At 32.0% G+C, this 26,671-nt stretch carries 25 protein-coding genes; 2 read left to right on the forward strand and 23 right to left on the reverse strand.

Annotation, left to right across the window (positions count from 1 at the left end):
- Nucleotides 1-625 precede the first annotated feature (625 nt).
- Together GEMHA0001_RS00080 and GEMHA0001_RS00085 are read right to left on the reverse strand one after the other, a co-directional pair.
- On the reverse strand, nt 626-3,238 hold the full coding sequence (locus tag GEMHA0001_RS00080; protein ID WP_004263095.1) for an ABC transporter permease: 2,613 nt from the start codon (nt 3,236-3,238) through the stop codon (nt 626-628).
- Nucleotides 3,239-3,242: 4 nt separating this feature from the next.
- On the reverse strand, nt 3,243-3,944 hold the full coding sequence (locus GEMHA0001_RS00085; protein WP_004263085.1) for an ABC transporter ATP-binding protein: 702 nt from the start codon (nt 3,942-3,944) through the stop codon (nt 3,243-3,245).
- A gap of 171 nt (nt 3,945-4,115) precedes the next feature.
- Between GEMHA0001_RS00085 and GEMHA0001_RS00090 the strand changes: the two genes are divergently transcribed.
- Together GEMHA0001_RS00090 and rplS are read left to right on the forward strand one after the other, a co-directional pair.
- A complete protein-coding gene (locus GEMHA0001_RS00090) occupies nt 4,116-4,475 on the forward strand; it encodes an arsenate reductase family protein (protein WP_004263053.1) in 360 nt (119 codons plus the stop codon).
- A gap of 138 nt (nt 4,476-4,613) precedes the next feature.
- Nucleotides 4,614-4,958, forward strand: coding sequence for a 50S ribosomal protein L19 (rplS, locus tag GEMHA0001_RS00095; protein ID WP_004263065.1), 345 nt, complete (start codon nt 4,614-4,616; stop codon nt 4,956-4,958).
- A 173-nt stretch (nt 4,959-5,131) separates the two neighbouring features.
- Here the strand turns inward: rplS and GEMHA0001_RS09345 are convergent, their stop codons facing one another.
- The 21 genes from GEMHA0001_RS09345 to gnd all read right to left on the reverse strand — a co-directional run bounded on the left by GEMHA0001_RS09345 (nt 5,132) and on the right by gnd (nt 26,618).
- On the reverse strand, nt 5,132-5,293 hold the full coding sequence (locus tag GEMHA0001_RS09345; RefSeq protein WP_004263070.1) for a hypothetical protein: 162 nt from the start codon (nt 5,291-5,293) through the stop codon (nt 5,132-5,134).
- A gap of 3 nt (nt 5,294-5,296) precedes the next feature.
- Nucleotides 5,297-6,205 carry a PTS sugar transporter subunit IIC gene (locus GEMHA0001_RS00100; protein ID WP_004263056.1) on the reverse strand — a complete coding sequence of 303 codons (909 nt, stop codon included), beginning with the start codon at nt 6,203-6,205 and terminating at the stop codon, nt 5,297-5,299.
- 157 nt (nt 6,206-6,362) lie between these two features.
- Entirely contained in the window at nt 6,363-7,628 is a 1,266-nt protein-coding gene (locus tag GEMHA0001_RS00105; protein ID WP_004263078.1) for an NAD(P)H-dependent oxidoreductase, read from the reverse strand.
- Nucleotides 7,629-7,645: 17 nt separating this feature from the next.
- The gene (locus GEMHA0001_RS00110) at nt 7,646-8,359 is read right to left on the reverse strand and encodes an NADPH-dependent FMN reductase (protein WP_004263113.1); all 714 of its coding nucleotides are present in this window, start codon (nt 8,357-8,359) and stop codon (nt 7,646-7,648) included.
- A 57-nt stretch (nt 8,360-8,416) separates the two neighbouring features.
- A complete protein-coding gene (locus GEMHA0001_RS00115; protein ID WP_224207468.1) occupies nt 8,417-9,322 on the reverse strand; it encodes an FAD:protein FMN transferase in 906 nt (301 codons plus the stop codon).
- A gap of 571 nt (nt 9,323-9,893) precedes the next feature.
- On the reverse strand, nt 9,894-10,190 hold the full coding sequence (locus GEMHA0001_RS00120) for a hypothetical protein (protein ID WP_004263062.1): 297 nt from the start codon (nt 10,188-10,190) through the stop codon (nt 9,894-9,896).
- Nucleotides 10,190-10,882, reverse strand: coding sequence for an N-acetylmannosamine-6-phosphate 2-epimerase (locus tag GEMHA0001_RS00125; RefSeq protein ID WP_004263122.1), 693 nt, complete (start codon nt 10,880-10,882; stop codon nt 10,190-10,192). Before GEMHA0001_RS00125 ends, GEMHA0001_RS00120 begins: the two co-directional genes overlap by 1 nt.
- A 4-nt stretch (nt 10,883-10,886) precedes the next feature.
- On the reverse strand, nt 10,887-11,714 hold the full coding sequence (locus GEMHA0001_RS00130; protein WP_004263041.1) for a carbohydrate ABC transporter permease: 828 nt from the start codon (nt 11,712-11,714) through the stop codon (nt 10,887-10,889).
- Between the two features lie 11 nt (nt 11,715-11,725).
- Nucleotides 11,726-12,631, reverse strand: a complete 906-nt coding sequence (locus GEMHA0001_RS00135) for a carbohydrate ABC transporter permease (RefSeq protein ID WP_004263136.1) — start codon at nt 12,629-12,631, stop codon at nt 11,726-11,728.
- 71 nt (nt 12,632-12,702) lie between these two features.
- The gene (locus GEMHA0001_RS00140; protein WP_004263074.1) at nt 12,703-14,004 is read right to left on the reverse strand and encodes an ABC transporter substrate-binding protein; all 1,302 of its coding nucleotides are present in this window, start codon (nt 14,002-14,004) and stop codon (nt 12,703-12,705) included.
- 54 nt (nt 14,005-14,058) lie between these two features.
- Nucleotides 14,059-15,162, reverse strand: coding sequence for an ABC transporter ATP-binding protein (locus GEMHA0001_RS00145; RefSeq protein WP_004263081.1), 1,104 nt, complete (start codon nt 15,160-15,162; stop codon nt 14,059-14,061).
- A gap of 542 nt (nt 15,163-15,704) precedes the next feature.
- Entirely contained in the window at nt 15,705-17,021 is a 1,317-nt protein-coding gene (eno, locus tag GEMHA0001_RS00150; protein WP_004263130.1) for a phosphopyruvate hydratase, read from the reverse strand.
- A 65-nt stretch (nt 17,022-17,086) separates the two neighbouring features.
- Entirely contained in the window at nt 17,087-17,851 is a 765-nt protein-coding gene (gene tpiA / locus GEMHA0001_RS00155) for a triose-phosphate isomerase (RefSeq protein ID WP_004263126.1), read from the reverse strand.
- 26 nt (nt 17,852-17,877) lie between these two features.
- Nucleotides 17,878-19,074 carry a phosphoglycerate kinase gene (locus tag GEMHA0001_RS00160; protein WP_004263110.1) on the reverse strand — a complete coding sequence of 399 codons (1,197 nt, stop codon included), beginning with the start codon at nt 19,072-19,074 and terminating at the stop codon, nt 17,878-17,880.
- A 96-nt stretch (nt 19,075-19,170) separates the two neighbouring features.
- Nucleotides 19,171-20,178: a type I glyceraldehyde-3-phosphate dehydrogenase gene (gap, locus tag GEMHA0001_RS00165; protein ID WP_004263128.1), complete on the reverse strand. Its 1,008-nt coding sequence runs from the start codon at nt 20,176-20,178 to the stop codon at nt 19,171-19,173.
- A gap of 13 nt (nt 20,179-20,191) precedes the next feature.
- Nucleotides 20,192-21,214 (reverse strand): sugar-binding transcriptional regulator, encoded by a 1,023-nt coding sequence (locus GEMHA0001_RS00170; protein ID WP_224207467.1) that lies wholly within the window; start codon nt 21,212-21,214, stop codon nt 20,192-20,194.
- Nucleotides 21,215-21,409: 195 nt separating this feature from the next.
- Nucleotides 21,410-22,036, reverse strand: a complete 627-nt coding sequence (locus GEMHA0001_RS00175) for a hypothetical protein (RefSeq protein WP_004263107.1) — start codon at nt 22,034-22,036, stop codon at nt 21,410-21,412.
- 98 nt (nt 22,037-22,134) lie between these two features.
- Complete coding sequence (locus tag GEMHA0001_RS00180) at nt 22,135-23,097, reverse strand: asparaginase (protein WP_004263037.1); 963 nt, start codon at nt 23,095-23,097, stop codon at nt 22,135-22,137.
- Nucleotides 23,098-23,112: 15 nt separating this feature from the next.
- On the reverse strand, nt 23,113-23,688 hold the full coding sequence (locus GEMHA0001_RS00185; protein WP_004263138.1) for a beta-class carbonic anhydrase: 576 nt from the start codon (nt 23,686-23,688) through the stop codon (nt 23,113-23,115).
- A 154-nt stretch (nt 23,689-23,842) separates the two neighbouring features.
- Complete coding sequence (gene zwf / locus GEMHA0001_RS00190) at nt 23,843-25,234, reverse strand: glucose-6-phosphate dehydrogenase (RefSeq protein ID WP_004263071.1); 1,392 nt, start codon at nt 25,232-25,234, stop codon at nt 23,843-23,845.
- On the reverse strand, nt 25,206-26,618 hold the full coding sequence (gnd, locus tag GEMHA0001_RS00195) for a decarboxylating NADP(+)-dependent phosphogluconate dehydrogenase (RefSeq protein WP_004263092.1): 1,413 nt from the start codon (nt 26,616-26,618) through the stop codon (nt 25,206-25,208). Before gnd ends, zwf begins: the two co-directional genes overlap by 29 nt.
- Between the last annotated feature and the right edge of the window lie 53 nt (nt 26,619-26,671).

The raw sequence follows: 26,671 nt of genomic DNA on the forward strand, positions 1-26,671 counted from the left end.
AGAATAAAATTGAACTTAGGTGGATTAAGTCCTATAACTTACAGAAGAATTAATAGAAACAAATATAAATAAAAAGAAACTTTCATTCCCCTTTACAGTTTAGATTTTCCTCCTATTTAGTCAAGGACAAGGGCTACGCCTTTTAAAAAATCCTTAACTAAATAGTTCAAAAAATCTTTAATAACTGTAAGGAATGAAAGTCACTAAAAGTAATAAAATTTACTGACTTTAAAGTTTAAAATACTAAACAAAAATAACTTAATATTTTGTCCAAGTTTTTGGGTGCAGTACCATGATACTTTTCATCTCTAGTTGTTTTTTTATTTATAAAGCGGTGATCCCTACCTGGTTAAAATATTTCATAAACAGGAATTTTTCTACACCTATTTCTACATTTTCTCCTATATTTAATCTATAGTCAATATAAACATCAATTCCATCAACTACATATTTTGAATATAATTCTTTATCGAATTTGCTTGCTATCGAAACCCCGATAACTTTATTTACACCGCCACCTCAACAAGCTTGTTGAAATAGTGATACTAATATATAGTTTTTATTTTTATCTTTTAATAATTTTTTTGCCTCATCATTAATTATAATTGCCATTTTTTCTCCTATTCTACTCTATTGCCTTAAGAGCTTCTACCATGTTTACTTTTTTTAGTTTTTTATGCATTACTATCATTACGATTATAGTAATCAATATTGTTATACCCGATGCCAATAAATAAACTACTAAAGGTACTTTACTACTAAACATCATATCTCTACCCGCGAGTTCTAGTATTATTTTCAAATACATTTTATAACCTAGATAATTACCTAAAATAATACCTACTCCACTTAAGTAAAAGATTTCTCTAAACACATAAATAGTTACCTCGCTTGGATAAAAACCAAGAACTTTTATCGTTGATAATTCTCTGATACGCTCAGATACATTAACATTTATTAAATTATATAATACTACAAGCGCTAATGTAACTGAACAAATCACCATAACTGCCACTATATTATCTATCCCTTTAATAAAATTATCTAGTATCTCTTGTATTTTAGAATTATCACTTATATTTACTATATCGCTATTATTTAAATTACTTACTACACTCTCAACAGTTTCCTTACCACCTGTAGTTTGTATTAAAAACGTATTGTCCTTATATTGTTTTTTAAATACTGATTCATAATAATCTTTATTTATATAAATTGTATGTCCAAAGTAATTCTTATTAATTTCACCAACATTAAATGTGTATTCTTTATTATTTACAACTACATTAAAGCTATCTCCTACCTGTAACTTGTGAAGATATGCAAGTTTTTCACTAATAACAGCCGCACCATTTGGCAAGTTAATATCTTTGGCATTATTATCCATTAATGTAATATAGTCCTTATAGTTTTCTTTATTCACCGTTATTAATTGTACAGAATCTATAATTTCATTATTACTCTCGAAAGTAGCAAGTTGAATATTTATTTTGGTGCTAGCTTTGACATTCTTATTATTATCAATCTCTTTTTGAAGTTTTTCTACACTTTCATTATCTATATAAGGATTATAAGTAGCTGCGATATCTACCTTATTAATTACTTTGAATTGTTCATTAGAAATATTTATTACTCCATAACGAATACCAAAACCTATAAACATAAGAGTCAGACATCCTGCAACTCCAAATATCGTCATTAACATTCTAATTTTGTAACGGAAAATATTTCTAAAGGTTACCTTTCTTAAAAAGCTAAGTCTTGACCAAATAAACGGTATTTTTTCTAAAAATATTCTACTTCCTCTACTAGGAGCCTTAGGTCGCAACAAGTACGCGCTCTTTTCTCTTAAGTTTTTTCTAAGTGGTATATAAATCGCTAAACTTATACATCCTAATGAAATAACAAAAGCTGCGATAAGTATACTTGGAGTGTATACAATCTCCGGTGTGTTAAAAGTAAAGAACCTTGCATAAGAATTATATATTATCGGCACAATCACCAAATATCCTCCAATAATACCTAATATCGTACCTATCAAGGTAGATAATCCACCATATACAAAATATTTTTTAGAAATTTGATAATTACTGTATCCCAACGATTTAAGAGTACCGATGTTTATCCTATTTTCATCTATCATTCTAGTTAAAGTTGTTAATGAAACTAAAATCGATACAACGAATAAGAATATTGAAAAAACATTAGCTACAAAGGTTAAACTACTCGCAGAATCTATAAATTGAGCATAGTTTTTTAAACCTCTAATATTTTCTACCGAGAATCTAGGATAACTTTCTTCTGAAAGGCTAGCTTTCCCAATATTTAGTTGCTTTTTATTGTCTTCAATCTCTTTTTGAGCTTTGTTCAATTTTTCTACTTGTTCATTGTAACTCTTTCTATCAATATTTTTTAACAATTCAAGTTTTTCTTTAAAACTATTAAGTTGTTCTTGAGCTTGATTTATTACTTTTTCATTTTCGTTTAGTTTTTTATTATTTTTTTCTAAATAATTTTTTTCGTCGATTTTTTGCTGAATTTTTAATTTTTCTATCAAGCTATCTCTAGTCTTATTAACTTCTGTAATATATTCTTTATCACTATATTTATAGTTAATATCTTTAAGTTTTATATTTACTCCACTTACATTTTCAAATTTAAAAACATCTCTTTTTACATACCCAAAATAGTCTTTATTAGCCAGATTATTATTAGATACCTCTATATGATCTGCTCCTTGAACAAAACCAACTACTTTAAACTTATATTGTTTTAAAGTATTACTTTCACTCTTATCTGAAATAAAAGAAATCTCGTCTCCAATTTTATAAATACCTTGTAGCGATTCAACTAAAGATATTTCTCGATCATTATTAGGTAAAGTACCTTCAGTTAACTTAGGTAAAACTAATTTTTCAGGTAAAGATTCAATATTTACAAACTCATCACTATTAGTTATCTGAAGTTTTTTTATAAAATAACTTTCACTTAAATCAATATTATCTAGAGCATTTATAATTTTCATATCTTCTTCATTGATACCAAAATTATGGCTTACTCTTAGATCATACATCTTATGGCGTTCTATATACTTATTATAGGTATTCACCATTGCAGGTGATGTTTCTTTTAGACCTACAAAGATAAAAACTCCCAGAAACATTATTATCATTATCGATATAAACTTCGACTTTGTTTTTGATATTTCTCTTAATATATCTCTATTTATTACTTTCATAACACTACCACTCTATTTCATCAATACTTTTGGGATTAGTATTTTGTGTTACTTTTTTCACCTTAGCATCATAAATTTCTATTACCTTGTCTGCAGCTTCAGCGATAGAACTATTGTGAGTGATAATAACTACAGTTTTTTTTTCATCCACACTATAGTCTTTTAGAATATTTAAGATATTTTTTCCCGTCTTATAATCTAACGCCCCAGTTGGTTCATCACAAAGTAATAGTTTTGGATTTTTAGCTATTGCCCTCGCTATCGCAACACGCTGTTGTTCTCCACCTGAGATTTGAGAAGGAAAATTATTCATTCTATGTTCTAATCCTACTAACTTTAAGATATCTGTTGCTTTTTTCGGTTGTTTTACAATTTGTCCAGCTAATTCTACATTTTCTAAAACTGTTAGGTTTGGAATCAAATTATAGAATTGAAAAACGAAACCTATATCTTCTCTTCTATATCTAGTTAGTTCCGCTTCACTTAAGCCAACAATCTCTTTTCCAAAAATATTAATAGACCCCTTACTCGCATTATCCATTCCACCTATAATATTAAGTAATGTACTCTTCCCAGCTCCACTTGGACCTAAAATTACAACAAATTCCCCTTCATTAATATCAAAACTAATAGCATCATTCGCTATAACTTTATTACTATTTTCTCCATATATTTTAGAAACATCTTTTACAATTATTTTTTGCATAGTATTTCTCCTTTATTTCTATAAGTTAATTATATCACAACTTATTTATTCAATTAATTTAAAAGCTTATCACATAAATTAAATTATAAACAGATTCCTTTACACTGCTAAAAATAAATATTATAATATCAATAATTATTAGATTTTCAAAAAAATTATTGAGGAGATTATATGCTAACTATTTACGAATACCCAACATGCTCGACATGTAGAAAAGCAAAAAAACTTTTAACAGAAAACAATATTGAAGCAACATATTTTAATGTTAAAGAAAAAACACCAACAGTAGCAGAATTTAAAAAAATTATTAAGACATTCAATCTACCATTAAAGAAATTATTCAACACTAGCGGTCTTGTTTATAAAGAGCTTGGATTAAAAGACAAATTAGAAACATTATCTCTAGATGAGGCTTTAACATTACTTCATGAAAATGGTATGTTAATTAAACGTCCTTTAGCATTTGATTTAAAAAATGATATCCTACTTCTTGGATTCAAAGAAGAAACTTGGGAAAAAGCTCTTTTATAATAAATTTTATTAATTTTTCTATTGATATTTATTTGAAATAATGTTATAATAGTCGAGATGTGAAAACATTAAATTACGATGTTCCTCTGTTAATCAAGCATTAGTAATGAACATTTTGTAAAAAAAGGAGAAAGAATAATGAGCAAAATCATTGAAGCGATCACTAAATCGCAATTAAGATCAGACATTCCTGAATTTAAAGCTGGGGATACAGTAAGAGTACACGTTCGTATCGTTGAAGGTGGACGTGAGCGTATCCAACAATTCGAAGGAGTAGTTATCAAACGTCGTGGTGGAGGAATCTCTGCTACTTATACTGTACGTAAAATTTCAAACGGTGTTGGTGTTGAAAGAACATTCCCTGTTCACACTCCAAAAGTTGAAAAAATTGAAGTTGTACGTAAAGGTAAAGTTAGACGTGCTAAATTATACTACCTACGTAACTTACGTGGTAAAGCTGCTCGTATTAAAGAAGTACGTTAATAAGAAGAAGCTTAAAAGCCCTATTACATCAGTAACGGGGCTTCTTTTTTTTGTTTTCAATACCATATACATGGGAGCGACTCAAAACTCCTAAATTTCGAAAAAATATATATTTTAACTCATAAATACAAAAAAGAACTAGCTATTTTTTTCTATAGCTAGTTCTTAAATTTTTATAAATCTAATTTATAATCTTCAGCTTTTACAAAACCTTTTTTCTCCATATTGTAATATACTCCATATGAAATAATCGCAGGTAATAGAAAATGTAATAACAATATCTCTATTAACAACACTGAATGGGCTGTATGAGATGACATTGTTTGCCATGTCATAAGTTACCCTACTAGTCCTGATGTTCCCATTCCTCCTCCAGCAGGATTATTTTCCATTCTAAAAATAATAGTTGCTATAGGGCCTAAGATAGCACTCGCTACTATCGGCGGAATCCAAATTACTGGTTTTCTTATAATATTAGGAACTTGTAACATAGACGTCCCCAATCCTTGGGCAAGTAATCCATTCCAACGATTAGCTTTAAAACTTATTACTGCAAAGCCAACCATTTGAGCTGCACATCCCACAGTAGATGCGCCTGCAGCAATACCCGATAATACAAGTATAATAGATAAAGCCGCAGAACTTATAGGTAATGTTAGAATTATCCCCATAACAACAGAAACAACTACTCCCATAATAAACGGCTGTAATTCCATTGCTTCTCGTATAAATGTACCAAGAATTTTCATCCCTTTTATTAAATATGGACCTGTTAGATAAGAAATTATTCCTCCAATGATTATTGTGACAAACGGAGTGATAATAATATCTACTTTAGTTTTTCCAGAAATAAATCTACCTATTTCCGCAGCTATAACTACAGCTATAAAAGCTCCTAACGGATCACCAGAACCACTAATTATCAATTTACCTTGATCTAGCAAATTATTAGTACCTAAACTTGACCCAAATGCACCTAAAAATCCGACTACACCCGAAGCCAAGATTACTAACTTAGGTGCTTTAAGCGCATGTGCAACACCTATACCAATTACTGGACCTGTTAATGCCATTGCTATACTCGCTATAACAAGTAAGAAACTCGATAAACTTCCACTCAAGTTTATTGCAATCTGCTTAATAATCAATCCAATAATTAGAGTACAGAACAACCCTAATGCCATTCCATTTAAAGCAACAACAAAATATCTATGAAATAATTTAGATAAAACATTATTTTTATTCATACAATACTCTCCATATTTAGCAATGATTATTTTACACTAATGTGTACCTATTTAATATTATAACTCAATATTTTCTGATATTCTCTAAATATGCTCTAAAAATAAAAAAGACTTAAGAATATTACTTAAGCCTTTTTATCATTTGTTTTCAATTTTATTATGCTGAAGCTCCGCTTGTTGCATCTGCTGCTGGTGCTGGCGCTGCTGGTGCTGCTCCACCATGACCTGCATCAGAAGCTCCACTTGTTGCATCTGCCGCTGCAGGAGCTGGTGCTGCTGCATATCCGTGACCTACAGGTACTCCATTTTTAACTAATGATTGACCTGTTTGTTTTAAGTACCAATCTACGATTGGTTTAAAGTCTAAGATGTACTCGTTGATACCTGCATATTTACCATTTTTATCGTACATAGCTTGGTAGTTGTGCACAACATATTTATCTGGTCCGTGAGTTGGAACGTGTGTACGGAATACATCGATTTGTCCTGAACGTAGTAATCCTACTAACCAGTTTACACTCTTATGTATTCTCTCTGGGTGCTCTGGGTGAACATTTGCTAATGAACATCCAACTTGTTCTGGACGACGTTTTGCAAGCATTTCGTAATCTTCTTTGTGGTAGTTGTAGTATAAGAATTGGTTATTGCTGTCTGCATAAGTTAATTCCATTGGCATAGAGTTTAAGAAGTAGTTAAGTTGGTCTACTGTTAAGATACCACGATCAAGTTTAACATATGTATCTCCAGATACAGCGTTAACTTTTTCAGCTGCTTTTTCATACCAGTCATCAGCATTCCCATCAACACCTTCGATTGTTGTATCACATTTTCCACTAGCTGTTAAGTCTTCTGGCGGTGTTGGTTTTCTTTCTGCTAATGATTGAGCTACTGTAGCAAATTTAACGAATTTAGTTAAGCACATACGTAAGTATCCTACTGTACGATCGTCAACTAAGTTACCTTCAGCATCGAAAGCTTCTTTAGCTTTACCTAAAAGGAACTCATGTCCTAGGAATACAATCGCGTTTACACCTGGAGCGTCTAAGATTTGACGTAAGTGTAATTGAGCACGAGATGATCCTTGATCATAGTATGAAGCTCCAAGTACCATTACTGGTTTGTTTTCAAGTGGGTGTAATTCGAATGATAACCACTCTAATGCACTCTTAAGTGATGCAGTAATTGTGTGGTTGTGCTCAGGTGTAGCGATGATAACACCATCAGCTTGTAAAATTTTACGGTTCATTACTAATAAATCTTTGTTTTCTCTTGAATGATCTTCATCTTGGTTAAACATTGGTAAGTTAGTAATGTCTAATAATTCTAAAGTGAATAAATCTTTATATTCTTTTGCTATAAATTCCATTAATTTGCGGTTATAAGAAATTTCCGCGTTTGAACCTACGATTCCTACTAATTTCATGTGTCTACACTCCTATCCTATTTTAAATCTTCCCAAGAGAAGTTTTCAATTTCTTTTTCAGCTAATTTATGTGCATTAATTAATTTTTCAGTAATTTTGATGAATAATAAGAAATCAGCAAATAAACTATCTAATTTAGCAACTGTTTCTGGGTTAGAAATATCTCCAGCTTCGTCAAAAGCTTGTAAAGAATGTCCTAATAAGAACTCAGAACTTGGCATTACACGTGCTTTAACTTCTGGTGAATCCATCATTTGACGTAAGTGCGCTTGCGCACGAGATGAACCAAGAGTTCCGTATGAAGCTCCTGTTAGCATTACTGGTTTATCAAGTAATGGGTGAATTCCATAAGATAACCAAGCGATTGCACTCATTAATGATGCAGGTACTGCATGGTCATACTCAGGTGAACTGATGATAACTCCGTCAGCTGCTTCAATTTTAGCTGCAATTTCTTTAACTCCTTCAGGTAATTCTTTATTAGCTGGTTTGTTGAATAAAGGAAGATCTTTAATTTCAACTAATTCGATGTCAGCTTTACCTGCAAAATGTTTTTGAATATATTGTAAAAGTTGGCGGTTTGTAGATTTTTTAGAGTTTGTACCAACTAGACCAATTAATTTTACCATGTTTTTGTTTCCTCTCTCTTTTTTTGTACTATCTACTTTATTTGTATCTAGATTTTCTTGTTTTGCTTTTTTAACATTTTTTTTGTTTTTTACTTCAGCCACTTTAATAGAGCCTCCTTAAATTAATAGTATATTCAGTATTCTTCAAGATATTTTTATTTAACATATTATTTTATCTAGCACTCTGCTTGTATAATAGACTTTACCTTCAGTTGTTACAATAACACATTCTATATCAGGTAAGTTGTTCACTTCTTCTAAAATATCTTTGATATCTTTTCCAAACAATCTTGTAGTCCAGATTTCTCCATCTACTGACTTTCTAGAGATTATCGATAATCCTGCTACACTTGTTTCAACGGGATAACCAGTCTTCGGATTTAATATATGATGATACGTTTTTCCATTTTCTGTATGATTTCGTTCATATATCCCTGATGTTACTACCGATTGATTTCTTATCCCTATAGTAAATAAATGATTTCCTCTTGTTTCTACTGGATTTTGTATACCTATGCGCCACATTAAATCTTGATTATGCTTGGCATCACCAAAAGCTAATACATTACCACCTAAATTAATTAATCCAGCATCTACGCCTCTTTTCTTCAAATATTCAATCATAAGATCAGCAATATATCCTTTTGCTAAAGCACCTAAATTAATAGCCATACCCTTTCTTGCAAGATAGACAGATTGCTCTTCTTCATTTAAAATTATTTGATTAGGATCAGTTATTTCTAATAAATTATCAATTTCTTGTTTAGTAGGAACTTTTACATCTTTAAACCCTATTCTCCATGTCTGTACAATTGGCCCAATAGCAATATTTAAAAAGCTATTAGGAGCACAACTATGGTTTTTCCCTATTTTTATCAAATCAAATAAATCCGGATGGACTTTGATTGCTTTGACACCTGCATTATGATTAACTTCCATTAATTCAGAACTGTCGTCATTTGCACTAAATCTATGTTCATACATCTTCAACATTTCTACAGCATCATCTAAAATAGTTTCAGCATCAACGCTATCAAAAATAAGAATATCTATATGAGAACCCATTAATTTTAAGGTCTTTCTTCTTAATTCCATTTTTTTACACCTTACAATAAAAAATTTATTTGCTTAAGATAACTAAATATGTTATATACATCTACAAGAAACCTGTTGTTAAAAGACAAAGTAATAATAGATGATTAATACTTTAAATACATTATATAACAGAAAGCTCTTCAAATCAATAAAATATTTAACTCATAAAGGGGATACACCATGACGTTTTCATTAAAAAACAATAATAAGTAATATCTTAATTTTAATTTTTCATGAAAAAACCGAAAAATATATCTCTTATTCAACATCTATCACCAAGAAATATTAATCTAGCAACATTTATAACTCCTTAAGTTTTTTAAAATTTATCAACATATATTTATTCTAAATTTCAAAAAATACAAATATAAACAAAAAAAAAATAAAAATGTAATAGTACACCTTTTATTTTCATTGATATTCATTTTCATTTACCTATCTGTACCATAGCCACTAGATATATACTGTTATAAAATAAAACTATTAATCAGTCTAAACATTAAAAAATATCCTTCATTTTCAACTGATTAATAGTTTGTTTTTAATTTTTAATTTTTAATTTGATTTTCCTAGTAGTAAATACTAATAAATTCATTATAATGCTAGAAAATACTATTGGCATATACACATTTAATACCGATGCTCCTACTTCTTGGCCCTCTATTAACTTATAGTATATTCCTATAAATAATACTCCCAATGCAAGTGCATTTATTAATAATGGTGAAAGCCATAATTTTTTAAATGCTATGTTTAAAATATATGTAATAAACCACGATCCTAGTATATACCATTTACTGTAGGTATACCAATATGCCAATAAAACTATTATACTCATTATCTCAACTCACTTAAAAATCTTGTTGCAATTTCTTGCGGTCTTGTTATTGCTCCACCAACTACTATACAATGTGCCCCCGCTTCAAATGCTTGTTTCGCTTGTTCTGGGGTATGAATTTTCCCTTCTGCTATAACTGGAACTTTTACATTTTTTACTATTTCTTTTACTAAATCAGGGTTAAAATTTTTTGAATCTGCTGTATATGGTGTATATCCATTCATTGTTGTCCCTACGAAATCTACCCCTGCTCTTTCCGCTTCTATAGCTTCTTCTAAATTAGAAATATCTGCCATCAATAATACATTAGGATACTTTTCTTTTATTTCTTCTACGAATTCACTAGGTGTTTTTCCATCCCCTCGCTCTCTATTCGTACAATCTAACGCTATTATATCAGATCCTGCACCAACTAATTTATCAACTTCATCCATTGTAGCTGTTATATAGGAAGCATATCCTTCATATGATTTTTTTATTATACCAATTACTGGTAAATTCGTTTGTTCTTTAATCTGTTTAATATCTAAAACACCTTGAGCCCTAATAGCCTTTACTCCTGCATTTTTAACAGCTTGTGCCATTAAACACATTACTCCACCTTCTTCTTTATATAAAGCTTCGCCTGGTAATGCTTGGCAAGAGACTATCATTTCTCCTTTTAGATACTCTAATAATTGTTGTTTATCCATAAGATTATCCTTTCACCGCTCCTAAAGTAACACCTTGAGTAAAGTAATTTTGGAAACAAATGAACACGATTATCATCGGTAATGATGCTAATGATGCCCCTGCCATTAGTAATCCATAGTCATTCGAAAACTCTTGACCTTGTGCTAACGCTGCTAACCCTAAAGGTAATGTAGACATATCTGGTGTGTTAGAGAAGATTAATTGTGAGAAATAGTCGTTCCAACTTGCTATGAAAGTAAAGATCGCTAACGCACCAATACCAGGTTTAATAATTGGTAACGCGATATTCATAAATGTTCTTATTTCACCACAACCATCAATTCTTGCTGATTCAAGTAATTCTGTTGGAATTGCTTGAGAGAATTGTCTCATTAAGAATACACCGAACGGCCATCCTACTGCAGGTAGAATTAACGCATAATATGTATTCATTAAGTTAAATTCAGTGATTAAGTTTAATAAAGGTATTAAAATTACTTGTTTTGGTAATGCCATCGCTGCTACAAACACCATGAATATCACTTTAACACCTGGGAAGTTTTTCTTAGCTAATGCATACCCCGCTAAAGCTGATGTAGCACAAACTAAGAATGTTGTCATTACTGAAATAAATACTGAGTTAAAGAACCATCTTAAAGTATTTGATGTGAATAACTTCTCATAGTTTTCCAATGTTGGAGTTGATGGCCACCATTCTGGTGGAATTGTTATCGCTACATCTTGTAATTTAAATGATCCTGATGCAATCCAATAAAATGGAAAAATAAAGAATATAGTTAACCCAAGTAATATTATCATTGATACTATTTTAAAAATACTTATACTTTTCATTCTAAATCCTCCTAATCATTATCTGTAGATAGGAACTTGAATTGTAATATTGAAATTATTCCAATAATTACCGCAAGGATAATACCCATCGCACTAGCTACACCATGATTTCCGTTTTTAATTGCTGCTTCATAAACTAGATACATAATTGTACTTGTTCCATAGTTCGGTCCCCCTGCAGTTAATAACTGGATTAGGGCAAAAATTTGGAAAGAGTTAATTGTTGTTACAACTACAATATATAATGTCGTCGGTTTAATCAGCGGCCAAGTGATTTTTGTGAATACTTGCCATTTTGTTGCTCCATCAATTTCTGAAGCTTCTAATAATTCTTTTGGCACGTTACCTAAAGCAGCAACATAAAGAATTATCGGTTGACCTAATGAAGTAGTAATCAAAATCGTAATAATAGCATATAATGCTGTACTAGGATTACCTAGCCAGTCAACATTATCACTAATTAAATGCATTGATTTAAATACATAGTTTAAAATTCCATATTCAGGGTGATAGATCCAAGCCCAAACTACAGTAACAGAAACAACAGAAGAGATTGCTGGAATATAGAATACCCCACGGAAGAATGATCTTACTACTGCACTCTTATTGTAAATCGTTACCGCAACAAATATAGATACTAATACTACTATAGGTACTGCAACTACCGTAACAATAATCGTATTAATAAGTGATTTCATAAATGGTTCGTGGATTGTTGCTCCACTTCCACTGAACATTAAGTCTGAATAGTGCTTTAATCCAACGAATACTGGATTCTTTTTAGCAAAACTATATAATGATAACTGCAGTCCACGTAACATTGGGACTAAAACGAATGTTATGAAAAATAAACTAACCGGCAAAATAAATAGATATGCACTAAAGTCTATTTTTTTTCTTTTCTTAGTAGTTTTCATAGAACCTCCTAAAAAGTTTATTTTTTATCTAAAAAAGGGATAGAAGCAACTCTATCCCTTCATACGTCAAATTACAATGCTTCTTTTATTGTTTTATTTGCATCTTCTACAAATTTATCTAATCCTTCTTTAGGTGAAGTTTTTCCATTTAACACACCTTGCACCATGTTGAACCATAGAGGTCTCATTTTAGCGAATCCTGGAATAGTATTGTAGTAAGTAGCATATTGTCCAGTTAATCCTTCAGCAAATTTAAGTTCTTCTGAATCGTATAATCCTGTTTCACCTTTTTTAGCTGAGAAGTTACCAGATGCTAATAGAGTACGTTTACCCCAATCTTTATCATTAACCATAAAGTCAACGAATTTTTTAGCTGCTGCTGCTTTATCTACATCTCCGTTATCAAAGATAGCTGGCCCTGCAACTAGATAATCGTATTTAGCTTTTCCGCCATTGTTAGGGAATGGTAAGAATTTGTAGTTAAATCCAGATGCATGTGAAGCTGCTATACCAGGAGAGAATAAAATCGTAGTTGCTGCACGTCCTGATTTGAATGCTTCAAGAGCATCTTTAGCTTCTAAAGCTACCCCTTGTCCTAATAAACCATCATCGTAAGCTTTTTTAACCCACTCTAATCCTTTAACACCATTTGCATCGTTAATAGTGTATTTGCTGTTTGCATCATCTGTAATCCAAGAATTGTATAAGTTTGCTACAAATGCTCTTGGCCCTTGATCTCCTGCTTGTGATTTAGTATAGAATAAAGCTGGTGTAATACTTGAATCTTTTTGTTTAACAGCTTTTAAGAATTTTTCATACTCATCAACAGTCCAACTTCTATCTTGTTTGTTAAGAGGTAGAAGGTCTGTTACACCTAATTTATCAGTTAAGTCTTTGTTTACACCCATTAAGAATGGTGCTACCCCTTGAGGATACATGTAAAGTTTATCTTTATAACTAGATGCTTTAACTGCTGCTTCATTTAATTTAGATTTATCAATATCATCTAATGGAACTAGTAAGTCTTTTGCTGCCCAAGCAATTATACGACCTGGTGCATCGTAGATTACATCTGGAGCAGTTTTTGATTGAATAGCAGTTTCAACTTTAGCTGGTCCATCTGTAAATTCTATTTTTTGATAGTTAACTTTAATATTTGGATTTTTTGCTTCAAACGCTTTGATTAAAGCTGCATCAAAATCCTCAGTTTTTTTGAATTCTTTATCTTTTGTAAATTGTGGAAAATCCCAATAAGTAATTTCTACTTTTTTATTCGGATCGGCTTGTTTTTCTTCTTTTTTGCCGCCTACACACCCTGTTAAAACAAGAGCTGTTGTTGCTGCTACAGCAAACAATTTATTTATTTTTCTCATAATATGAGCCTCCTTATTTTGTATTATTTTAAAATTTTGATGTCATAATCTATCTTAGTCTAAAATACTAAGTTCCGTTTCCACATCGAAGTAATGAGCTCTATTCATATCTAAAGCGAATGTAAGTTCATCTCCCATTTTAATATTTTGTCTTGAGTGTACAATCGCTTTAATATTTTCACCGTTTAAATCAGTATGAACAATATACTCAGATCCTAATAACTCTGCCACTATTACTTTTGAAGTAATTTTAGCATGTGAATATGTTTCTAACACAAGCGGATCATTAGAAATATTTTCTGGTCTTATACCTAAAACAACATCTTTCCCTTCATAGCCTAGTTCTTTAAGTTTTTCGTAATGCCCTAGAGGAAGTTCTATATTTCCTCCATCTTTAGTAACAAAGTTACCTTCAGATACTTTACCTCTCAAGAAGTTCATCGTAGGTGCTCCGATAAATCCTGCTACGAATAAATTCTGTGGATGATCATAAATATCTTTAGGACTTCCAACTTGTTGTACTATTCCTTTTTTCATTACAACAATTCTATCAGCCATCGTCATTGCTTCTGTTTGGTCATGCGTTACATAGATTGTAGTTGCACCTAAAGTATTATGAATCTTAATTATTTCTGCTCTCATATTACTTCTTAATTTAGCATCCAAGTTTGATAAGGGTTCATCCATAAGGAATACTTTTGGACTTCTTACAATCGCTCTTCCCAATGCAACCCTTTGTCTTTGACCACCAGAAAGTGCTTTTGGTTTTCGATCTAATAGCTCTTCTAAACCTAGAATTTTTGCAGCTTCTTCAACTTTTGCTTTAATTTCATCTTTAGGAACTTTTCTTAGTTTTAAAGCAAACGCCATATTATCAAAAACTGTCATATGTGGATATAACGCATAACTTTGGAATACCATCGCGATATCACGATCTTTAGGTTCAACATCATTAACTAATTTGTCACCAATGTAAAACTCACCCTCAGTTATGTCTTCTAGCCCTGCAATCATTCTAAGCGTAGTAGATTTTCCACATCCAGATGGTCCAACAAATACAACGAATTCCTTATCTGCTACTTCTAAATTAAAATCTGTTACTGCACAGAAGCCATTATCATATTTTTTATATATTTTTTTTAATGATAAACTTGCCATGTTAACCTCCTACAAATTCATATATTTCTTGTCACCAAAATAGTACCATATATGAAACCGTTTGTAAAGAAGTATTTTTATTTATTTAATGTTGTAACTATAGAAAATTACTATTATTTTTTTATTTTATTTAAACAATTATCAAACTTGAAAAAACTCGATATAGATAAAAAAACTATGAAATGAACATTTATCTTCTGTATTCGAACATTAATGAAGTAAAATTCTATAATAATTTACACCAAGTATATACATGAAAAAATTAATGCATTAATATATATATTATAATAGATAACTATTTAAATTAGGGATATTGGAAGGATTTCAAAAATAAATTATAACTTTTAGTTTACTTGTAAGAGTTTACATCCCTCTCAACTATGGCTTTTTATAAGTTTTATTTATTTCCTCAAAACTTAAGTTTATTAACCTCCTTAAAATAACTTAATATTTTTATATAAAAAAAAGTATTATTATATTTCAAAACATAAAAAAAGGCAAAAGTCTTAGACTTTTACCTTTTTAAATCTATTTTATACTAATTAGCGTTTGATGTTGTAGAATGCTAATTCACCTGGGTATACAGCTGTTGCATCTAATTCATCTTCAATACGTAATAATTGGTTGTATTTAGCAATACGGTCTGTACGGCTAAGAGAACCTGTTTTGATTTGTCCAGCGTTAGTAGCAACTGCGATATCTGAGATTGTTGAATCTTCAGTTTCTCCAGAACGGTGAGAAATAACAGCTGTGTAACGAGCACGTTTAGCCATTTCGATAGCGTTTAGAGTTTCAGTTAAAGTACCAATTTGGTTAACTTTAATTAGGATTGAGTTACCAACACCTTGCTCGATACCTTGTGATAATTTCTTAGTATTAGTTACGAATAAATCGTCCCCTACTAATTGTACACGGTCACCGATACGGTCTGTAAGTAATTTCCATCCTTCCCAGTCATTCTCATCCATACCATCTTCGATAGTGATGATTGGGTATTTGTTTACTAATTCTTCTAAGTAATCAACTTGTTGAGCTGAAGTACGAACTGCTCCACCTTCACCTTCAAATTTAGCGTAGTTGTATACTCCATTTTCGTAGAATTCAGATGATGCACAATCGAATCCTAAGAATACATCTTTACCTGGTTCTAATCCAGCTGCTTTAATTGCAGAAAGAATAGTTTCAACTGCATCTTCAGTTCCTTCGAATGTTGGAGCGAATCCACCTTCGTCACCTACTGCAGTAGATAAACCACGGTTGTGTAATAATTTAGCTAAGTTGTGGAATACTTCAGCTCCCCAACGTAAAGCTTCTTTAAATGTAGGTGCTCCTACTGGTAAAATCATGAACTCTTGGAATGCGATTGGAGCATCTGAGTGAGATCCACCGTTTACGATGTTCATCATTGGAGTTGGTAATTCTTTAGAGTTTGTTCCTCCTAAGTATCTATATAGAGGTACTCCTAAAGAATCAGCTGCAGCGTGTGCTACTGCTAAAGACACACCTAAGATAGCGTTAGCACCTAGACGTCCTTTGTTTTCAGTTCCATCTAATTCGATCATTGCATAGTCGATTCCTACTTGATCAAATACGTCGAATTTACCTTCTAATAATGGTGCAATTTCTTCATTAACGTTAGTTACAGCTTTAGTTACACCTTTACCTAAGTAACGACCTTTATCTCCATCACGTAATTCAACTGCTTCGTATTGTCCAGTTGATGCTCCTGATGGCACTAGTGCGCGACCAAACGCTCCTGATTCAGTTGTTACTTCAACTTCTACAGTTGGGTTACCACGTGAATCTAAAACTTCTCTTGCATATACTTCTGCGATAATATCAAATGTTTTTGCTAACATTAATTTTCTCCTTGTTGTTTAATTTATATTTCTATTATACTATAATTTTTAAAAAATTGCTAAATCTAATCTAATTTTCCGCCTTCTAAAAGAGCTAAGAATGATTCTGGTTCTAAAGCAGCTCCACCTACTAATGCTCCATCTACGTCTGGGCATGATAGATATTCTTTTACATTTTCAGGTTTAACAGAACCACCGTATTGAATACGAACTTTTTCAGCAACTTCTTTACCGTATAATCCTTCAACTACATCACGAACAGCTTTACACATTTTTTGTGCATCTTCTTTAGTAGCTGATTTCCCTGTTCCAATAGCCCAGATCGGTTCATAAGCGATAACTGATGATGCTACTTGTTCAGCTGTTAAATCAGCTAACGCTCCTTTTACTTGAGCTCCTACAAATTCAGCAGCTTTTCCTGCTTCATAAGTTTCAAGTGTTTCACCACAGCAGATAATTGGTAATAATCCATTTGCAAAAATAGCTTTTGCTTTTTTGTTAATATCTTCATCTGTTTCACGGAAATATTCACGGCGTTCCGAATGACCAATCACTACATAATTAACTCCCATTTCAGCCAATACTTTTGGTGAAGTTTCACCTGTAAAAGCTCCTGAATTTTCAAAGTAGCAGTTTTGACCAGCAACTTTTAATCCAGTTCCTTCAGCGGCGCTAAGTAATGTACTTAACCCAACAGCTGGAGCTGCAATACCAGCTTCAACTTTATCTGCTGATGGTAATTTCCCAGCAATAGCTTCAACAAATGCTTTAGTTTCTTGTGGGTTTTTATTCATTTTCCAGTTTCCTGCGATAAATGGTAATCTTGACATAATGTTACTCTCCTTGAGTTAAAAAATTATTTATTTGATAATGAATCAATTCCTGGTAATACTTTTCCTTCTAGGTATTCTAGAGAAGCTCCCCCACCTGTAGAAATGTGTGAGAATTTTTCTGCATATCCTAAAGAAATAGCTGCTGTTGCACTATCTCCACCACCAATGATAGTAGTAGCTCCTTCTAAGTGAGCAATAGCTTCACATACACCAATTGTACCTTTTGCAAAGTTTGGCATTTCGAACACACCCATTGGCCCGTTCCAAATTACAGTTTTTGCTCCCTCAAGAGTGTTTTTGAATAATTCAACAGATTTAGGACCAATATCTAATCCTTCTTCATCAGGCTGAATATCACCTTCAGCAACACGGCTAGGTGCATCATTTGAGAACTCTTTAGCTACAACTGTATCGATTGGTAATACTAATTTATCACCAGCTTTTGCCATAAGTTCACGAGCATATTCAACTTTATCATCTTCACAAAGTGAAATCCCGATTTCTTTACCTTGTGCTTTCATGAAAGTATAAGCCATACCTCCACCGATGATTACTTTATCAGCTTTATCTAATAAGTTTTCAATTACTGCAATTTTATCAGAAACTTTTGCTCCACCTAAAATCGCAACAAGTGGTCTTTCTGGATTATCAACTGCTCCACCGATAAATTTAATTTCTTTATCTACTAGGAATCCAGAAGCAGAGTTCCCTTCACCAATGTTAGATGCAATACCAACGTTTGAAGCGTGAGCACGGTGAGCTGTACCGAATGCATCGTTTACATACACATCACCTAGAGAAGCCCAATATTTAGCAAGTTCTGGATCATTTTTAGATTCTTTTTTACCATCTACATCTTCGAAACGAGTGTTTTCGAACATTAAGATTTCACCTTCATTTAATCCTTTAACCGCTGCTTCTAATTCAGCTCCGCGAGTTTCAGCTACGAATTTTACTTCTTTACCTAATAGTTCTGATAATCTTTTAGCAACTGGCGCTAAACTTTTTGAAGCTTTATCAGCTTCTTCTTTAACACGTCCTAAGTGAGAGAACGCTACTACTTTAGCTCCTTGATTTAAAGCATACTCAATAGTTGGTAATGCTGCAGTAATACGATTATCGTTTGTAATTACACCATCTTTTAAAGGCACGTTGAAATCAACACGCATTAAGACAGTTTTCCCTTGTAAGTTACCTAAGTCTTTAATAGATTTCTTCATGGAAAGCTCCTTTTAAATATTTTTGGAATATATGAGACAAGATATAAGTCAAAATCAACTTATATCTTATCTACTCTTATTTATTACCTAATTAGATTATTTGATTAATCCTGCAAAGTATTTTAATGTTCTTACTAATTGAGCAGTGTAAGACATTTCGTTATCGTACCAAGATACAACTTTAACTAGTTGTTTGTCTCCAACTGTTAATACTTTTGTTTGAGTTGCATCGAATAATGATCCATAAGAAATTCCTACGATATCAGAAGATACGATTGGATCTACGTTATAACCAAATGATTCGTTAGCCGCAGCTTCCATAGCAGCATTAATTTCTTCAGCTGTAACAGTTTTTTCAACTACAGCTACTAATTCAGTTAATGATCCTGTTGGTACAGGTACACGTTGAGCAGCTCCATCTAATTTACCGTTTAATTCTGGGATTACTAATCCGATTGCTTTAGCAGCACCAGTTGTATTAGGTACAATGTTCTCAGCTGCAGCACGAGCACGACGTAAATCTCCACCGCGGTGAGGTGCGTCAAGTGTGTTTTGGTCTCCAGTATATCCGTGGATAGTTGTCATTAATCCTTCTACAACTGTGAATTTGTCGTTTAATACTTTAGCCATTGGAGCTAAACAGTTAGTAGTACATGAAGCACCAGAGATAACTGTTTCAGATCCATCTAAAATTTCGTGGTTTACGTTGTAAACTACTGTTTTAACGTCATTTCCACCTGGAGCAGAAATTACAACTTTTTTAGCTCCTGCTTTAACGTGAGCTTCAGCTTTTTCTTTAGAAGTGAAGAAACCAGTACATTCTAATACTACGTCTACTCCTAATTCTCCCCATGGTAATTCAGCTGGGTTTGGATTAGCGAAAGCTTTGATTTCTTTACCGTTTACTACGATACTTCCTTCTGCTGCTGATACTTCTCCATCAAAACGACCTTGAGTTGTATCATATTTTAATAAGTGAACTAGTTGAGCAACTGGTGTTAAATCGTTAATTGCTACTACTTCAATCCCTTCTACATTTTGGATTCTTCTTAATGCAAGACGTCCAATACGTCCAAATCCGTTAATTGCTACTTTTACTGTCATTTTTTAGTTCCTCCTAAAAATTTTTATTAACTTTTTTTATTATTTTTTTGCAAATAGCCTCGTCAATAATTAGCGTTGCATTTGCCGGTTTAGTGTTTAGATAACTATACACCGCATCAGCTTTCGCTTCTCCACCAACTATCGTAAAGACATTATCAATGCCATTAACATCTTTAAAACTCATACCTATAGTAGAGGTTTTAAATATCTCACCGCCGTTCTCATCGAAATAACTTCCAAATGATTCACTAACAGCTTTTTTCTCATTTAACACTTCTAAAACTTCTTTAGACGATTTACGTCTTTCTGCCATTTCAAAAGCATTTCCTATACTATGGATAATTATGGATGTTTTTTCTATAACATCAAGTGCATTTTTTACAACAGGCTCTTTTATAAGCTCCTCTAATGCTTTTTGTCCTATATTATCTGGAGCGTGTAACAATTGATATGCATGACCAGAATTTTTAGCCATTTTAGAAGCTATATCATTTGCTTGATACTCAGTATCCACCACAGATAGACCACCTCTTATCGGTGTTATAGTAACATTTTTTCCATAACCAAATGTTGCATTAGCTTTGCCGGCTATGTAGTACATTGTACTTCCTCCGCTAACTCCAATTACGCAATCTTTAGTTATTTTAGCATTAACCTTATCCAAAAGCAGGCTTGTCATTTCTTCTCTAGTGGCTTCATTATTAATAAAGTCACCAGCAACTATATGAACTTGTTTTAATGAAAAATGGTTCTTTATAAAACTTCTTTCTTTTGCGAAGACATCGTTTATAACCGCTTCTTTTATCTCTAGAAGAAGAATCTCTCCTTTTTCAGTAACACTCATTCCTGTAGCATTTTTTGTAATCAACCCTAACTTGGATAAAACTTCACATTCTGTACGTAATTGCCTTTCTGTCATATTGATAAAATTCAATAATGTTTTTCGACCAACAGGTTGATTAACTTTAATTGTAACCAATAGTTCATATCTATTATTAAATTTCATAAACATTTCAGGCACGAGTCTACTTTGCATATGTAACAAATGTAAAATATCCATCTTATGTTTCCCCTATAGAATTGAAAATTTATTTATGGACATGACTTGTCCGGTTAGGTCGTTTCCCGACCAACTTATTTTAAAAAAATAAACTTTCTGATTAAAATTATAGCAAAGACCTAACAAAAAATCAAGTCCTTACAGAAAAATTTCAATCAAAAAATTCATTTTTTATTTCAAGATTGTTAGTAATTCAATTTGGATTATGAAATAAAATACAAATATCATTTCATATTCTTTATAATCTATTGGTAACTCAGAGATGTATTGGCTAGGATAATTTACTTCAATATCTTTTTTCAAGTCAGCGACGTTAATATTATCAAAATTGTATCTAGCAAGTAAGTTCTCTAATTCACTGTCACTATAATAGAATATTTTCTTAATTTTTGAAGAAAATAAACTATCAGCAAATGTTATATTCTCTAATACAGTTAATACTGATTGTAAGTCGTGCGCTGCTTTATTAGAATTTTCCGAAATAATACTGTATAGCTTTTTCAATAAAAGTCTAGGAATTTTATACTTTAATTCTAAAACTTCAAAATCTACTTCTCCTGTTTTTTCCTTATTATTTTCTTTTTTAACTATTTTTGACTTAACTACTTGATTAGCATTCTTATCAACAAAAACTACGAATTCATCTTCTATATCTAATATTTCATTTTTACTAAACTCAGTTTCCCTATCTAAGTTTTTTAATGTTTTTTCTTGATCTAATTTTTGGTAAGGTCGCTTAAATTTATTTTCATCTAATAGATAAAAACCTCTATACGACTTATGATATTTAAATTTCAATTTTACACCTCTATCCTAATTTTAATCTTTTAATATACTACCATAATTGCAAAAAATATTCAACCTTCTACGCATATTAGTATCAATTCTAAAAATTACTAGAACAACTCTCGTAACCTATCAAACGGAATACCCGCCTCTAATAAAATCATTAATTTAATTCTAGCTTTTTGACCACTTAGTCCAGTTGTAAAAATAACCCCATCTTGTTGGAATCTTTTTCCTCCACCTTCATAGTCATAAACATCTTGAGTTACTCCATTAAAAGCACGGGAAACGAAAACAACAGGGATATTTTTTTCAATACAGTTTCTAATTGCTGGGACAGTTTTGGGAGGTAAGTTTCCTGCTCCTAAAGCTTCTATTACTAGACCGTCTACTCCTAATTCAACAACAGCATCAATTAACTCTCCATCCATTCCAGCATACGCTTTTAATAGATATACTCTTTTTTCTGTAGTACTAACATTATAATGCTCTTCTTTTATCAATTTTTGGAAATATATAACATTGTTTTTTGATACAAGGCCTATTGGACCAAATGTTGGGGTTTGAAACGTAGCAACATTGGTTGTATGCGTCTTAGTAACATAGGTCGCCGTATGAACTTCATCATTCATCACTACTAAAACTCCCTTATCGATACTTTCATCATCGGTAGCAACTACTAAAGAACTTCTAAGATTTGCTAGCCCGTCTGCTCCTATTTCATTACTTGAACGCATAGCTCCAGTTATAACAATTGGAATATTTACATCTAGAGTTAACTCTAGATAATATGCTGTTTCTTCAAGAGTATCCGTACCATGAGTAACCACTACACCATCATACCCTTCTTGAACAGCTTTGTTTATTCTGTTTTTAATACCTAACATTTCATTTTGAGTTATTTGAGGTGATGCTAGATGGTATAAATCTTCAACATGCAAATCTCCAATATAAGAGAATATGTTTCCACCAGCACCTATAGGATTACTATCAGTTGGAGCAACTTTCCCAGTTCTCTGGTCCTCGCTCATAGAAATAGTACCCCCTGTATTTAGTATTAGTATTTTTTTCAACTTAAGTTCCCCTCTCTAATTCCTTAAATTATTATATCCATTTACAACTAAGTCTACTTTTCCATTTTCTGGATTAATAACTAATCCGTGAACTGGTACATCTTTTGGAATCAATGGATGTTTTGTTATCATATCAACGTCGTGCGCCACACTTTCATTAACATCATCAAAACCATGTAACCATGAACTTAAATCAAGTCCTGAATACTGCAAAATATCTAAAGTTTCCTTACCTACACCTCTATTCTGCATTTTTTCCATAATTAAATTAGTATCTATATTTTGCATACCACAATCATGATGTCCCATAACGATAATCTCATCTGCTTTTAGCATATAAACTGCTATTATCAAACTTCTCATTATTGAACCGAATGGGTGAGTTAAAATTGCACCAGCATTTTTTACTACTTTCACGTCTCCTGAAGATAAGTTTAGGGATTTTGTTGCTAACTCCACTAATCTTGTATCCATACATGTAAACATCACTACTCTCTTTGCAGGATATTTATCTTCCGTTTTATATTTTTGATATTCCTCAAATCTCACAAAATATTCATTATACTCTAACATTGAATCTAAAAGTCTCATTTATTGCTCCTTTTCAAACTCTCTATTTTTATTCACCTTTTCATTATACTACACATATCTGATATCGTAAACTTTGCAATTCTAACGCCTAAACTTTCAAATTATAAAAATTAAATGTACTGTATGACTTTACTCACACAATACATTTAATAATCTATTTAACCCAATTAACTAGTTTGTCAGCTTCTTTAGGACCTTTTGAACCTTGTTCATAAGTATATAATGGAGAACCTTGTTCTTCGTACTTAGCTATTAAGTCATTTACAAATGTCCATGAAGCTACAATTTGATCCCATTGCGAGAACAAAGAACGATCCCCTTTAAAACACGCGTCTAATAATCTTTCGTATGCTTCAGGAGTATTTATTCTATTTTCTAAAATACAACTTTGGCAAAAATCTAGTGAAATCTGCTGAAGCTCTTTTTCTGTTCCCGGTTTTTTCGCATTAAATTGGAAATAAACACCCTCATCTGGTTGTATTCTAATTATCAATACATTACCAGGCACATCTCCAACAGCTTTAAATTGAACAACAACTTGAGTTTCACGGCTATCCATTTTCTTACCTGTTCTTATGAAAAATGGTACACCTTGCCAACGCTCATTATCTACATATAATTTAAGAGCTGCATATGTTTCCGTCTTAGAATCAGCAGGAATATTTTCTTCTTGTAGATATCCTTCATACTGCCCCATTACTAAACTGTCACGAACATCTTCAATTGGTTTAAGCGCTGAGAGAAGATTATACTGACTTTCATGAATTCTACTACTTTCTGTCCCCTTAGGTTCTTCCATAGCTACTAGTGATAATACTTGTAGCAAATGATTTTGAACCATATCTTTTAAGGCTCCACTCTTATCGTAGTAACTAGCTCTAGTCCCTACACCTACTGTTTCAGCAGCAGTAATTTGAACATTTTCGATGAAATCTTTATTCCAAATACCTTTGAATATTATATTTTTAAAACGTAAAGAAAGAATGTTTTGAATCATTTCTTTACCTAAGTAATGATCAATATGATAAATTTCATCTTGATTGAAGAATTTTTCAAGCTCATTATTTAATAATCCCGCTTTTTCTAAATCTTCTCCGAATGGTTTCTCAATAATAACCTTCGCATTATTTTCAGAACAATGTTTTTTAAGTCCATTCGTAATAGTCATGAAAAATGAAGGTGCTACCGCAAAATAGTATACATGGTTTTGTATGTCTTCTCTTGCATAAAACTCTTGAAGCATTGCATAATCGTCTTCATTCGTCATATTCATTTTGAAATAAATAATTCTCTTAGCATAAGATTCAAATTGTTCATCATCAAACTTAGTACGAGCATGTTCTTTTACCCAATTACGAACAATATTAATATAATCCGCTTGCGAGTATTCTCTACGTCCAATTACAACAATCTTAAAATCATCGGCTAATTTACCTAATCCATTTAAGTTATATAATGCAGGCAACAGTTTTCTGTATGTTAAATCTCCTGTACCCCCAAAAAGTGTTATAGCTGTTTTATTTCTCATTGTTTCCAACCCAGTCATAGTGATAACTTCCTTCTTTGTCAGTTCTTTCAAAAGTATGTGCTCCAAAATAGTCACGTTGCGCTTGAATTAAGTTAGCACCACTGTTCGCTGTAGTATAGATATCTAAGTATGAAACTGCAGATGTCATAGCGCTTAGTGGTAATCTGTTAGTAATTGCTAATGCAGCAACTTCACGTATACTATCTTGTCTTGTTTCGATTACTTCTTTAAAGAATGGATCAAAAATTAAGTTTTCTAATTTTGGATTATTTTGGTATGCTTCGATAATGTTTTGTAAGATTTTCGCTTGAATAATACATCCTCCACGGAAAATCTTAGCAATTTGTGAATAATCAAAAGTCCAGTTGTATTCTTTTTCAGCAGCTTGTAGTAATTTAAATCCTTGTGCATAAGATACAATTTTCGAAATAAACAATGCATCTTTTACAATATTTTTTAATCTTTCTTTATCTTCTACAACTGCGTAAGGTTTACGAGTAAACTCTTGTTCAGCACGCACACGTTCTTCTTTAAGGTTTGACATATATCTTCCATTTAAAGCAGCTGTAATAACTGATACATCAATTCCTAAATCAATAGCTTGTTCGTTAGTCCATTTCCCTGTACCTTTTTGTTGAGATTTATCTAAGATTTTATCTACTAAGTAACTTCCATCTTCTTCTTTAACTTTGAAGATATTTGCAGTGATTTCAATTAGATAAGATTCTAATTCACCTTTATTCCATTCTTCAAAAGTTTCTTGTAATTCTTCATTAGTAAATCCACCTAAGTGTTTAAGAACTTTGTAAGCTTCAGAGATTAATTGCATATCCCCATACTCAATACCATTGTGGACCATTTTCACATAGTGACCTGCTCCACCAGTTGAAGTGTAGCTACAGCAAGGAACATCGTTAACTTTAGCAGCAATAGCTTCTAAAATTGGACGAATTTCTTCATATGCTTTTTCATCTCCACCAGGCATTAAAGCAGGACCAAATCTTGCACCTTCTTCCCCTCCTGATACACCAACACCGAAGTAGTTGATTCCTTTTTCTAATAATAAATCGTATCTTCTTTGAGTATCTTTGAAGAATGAATTTCCTCCATCGATAATAATATCACCTTTTTCTAGTAGAGGTGTTAATTGTTCTATTAAACTGTCAACAGCAAACCCAGCTTTAACCATTAAAACAACTTTTCTAGGTTTTTCTAGACCGTCAACTAGCTCTTGTAGTGAGTATCTTCCTATTACATTTTTATGTGGGTGCTCCTCTAGCATTTTATCAACAACTGTTGTTGTTCTATTAAATACCGCAACTTTAAATCCGTTGTCCGCAATATTTAAAGCTAAGTTACTTCCCATTACTGATAAACCAATAACTCCTATATTCTGTTTCATTGATGAACCTCCTAATTATTTCTTATTCTAAAATTATACCACTAAACATATTG

This window comes from Gemella haemolysans ATCC 10379 (genome assembly GCF_000173915.1).
Classification (GTDB): domain Bacteria; phylum Bacillota; class Bacilli; order Staphylococcales; family Gemellaceae; genus Gemella; species Gemella haemolysans.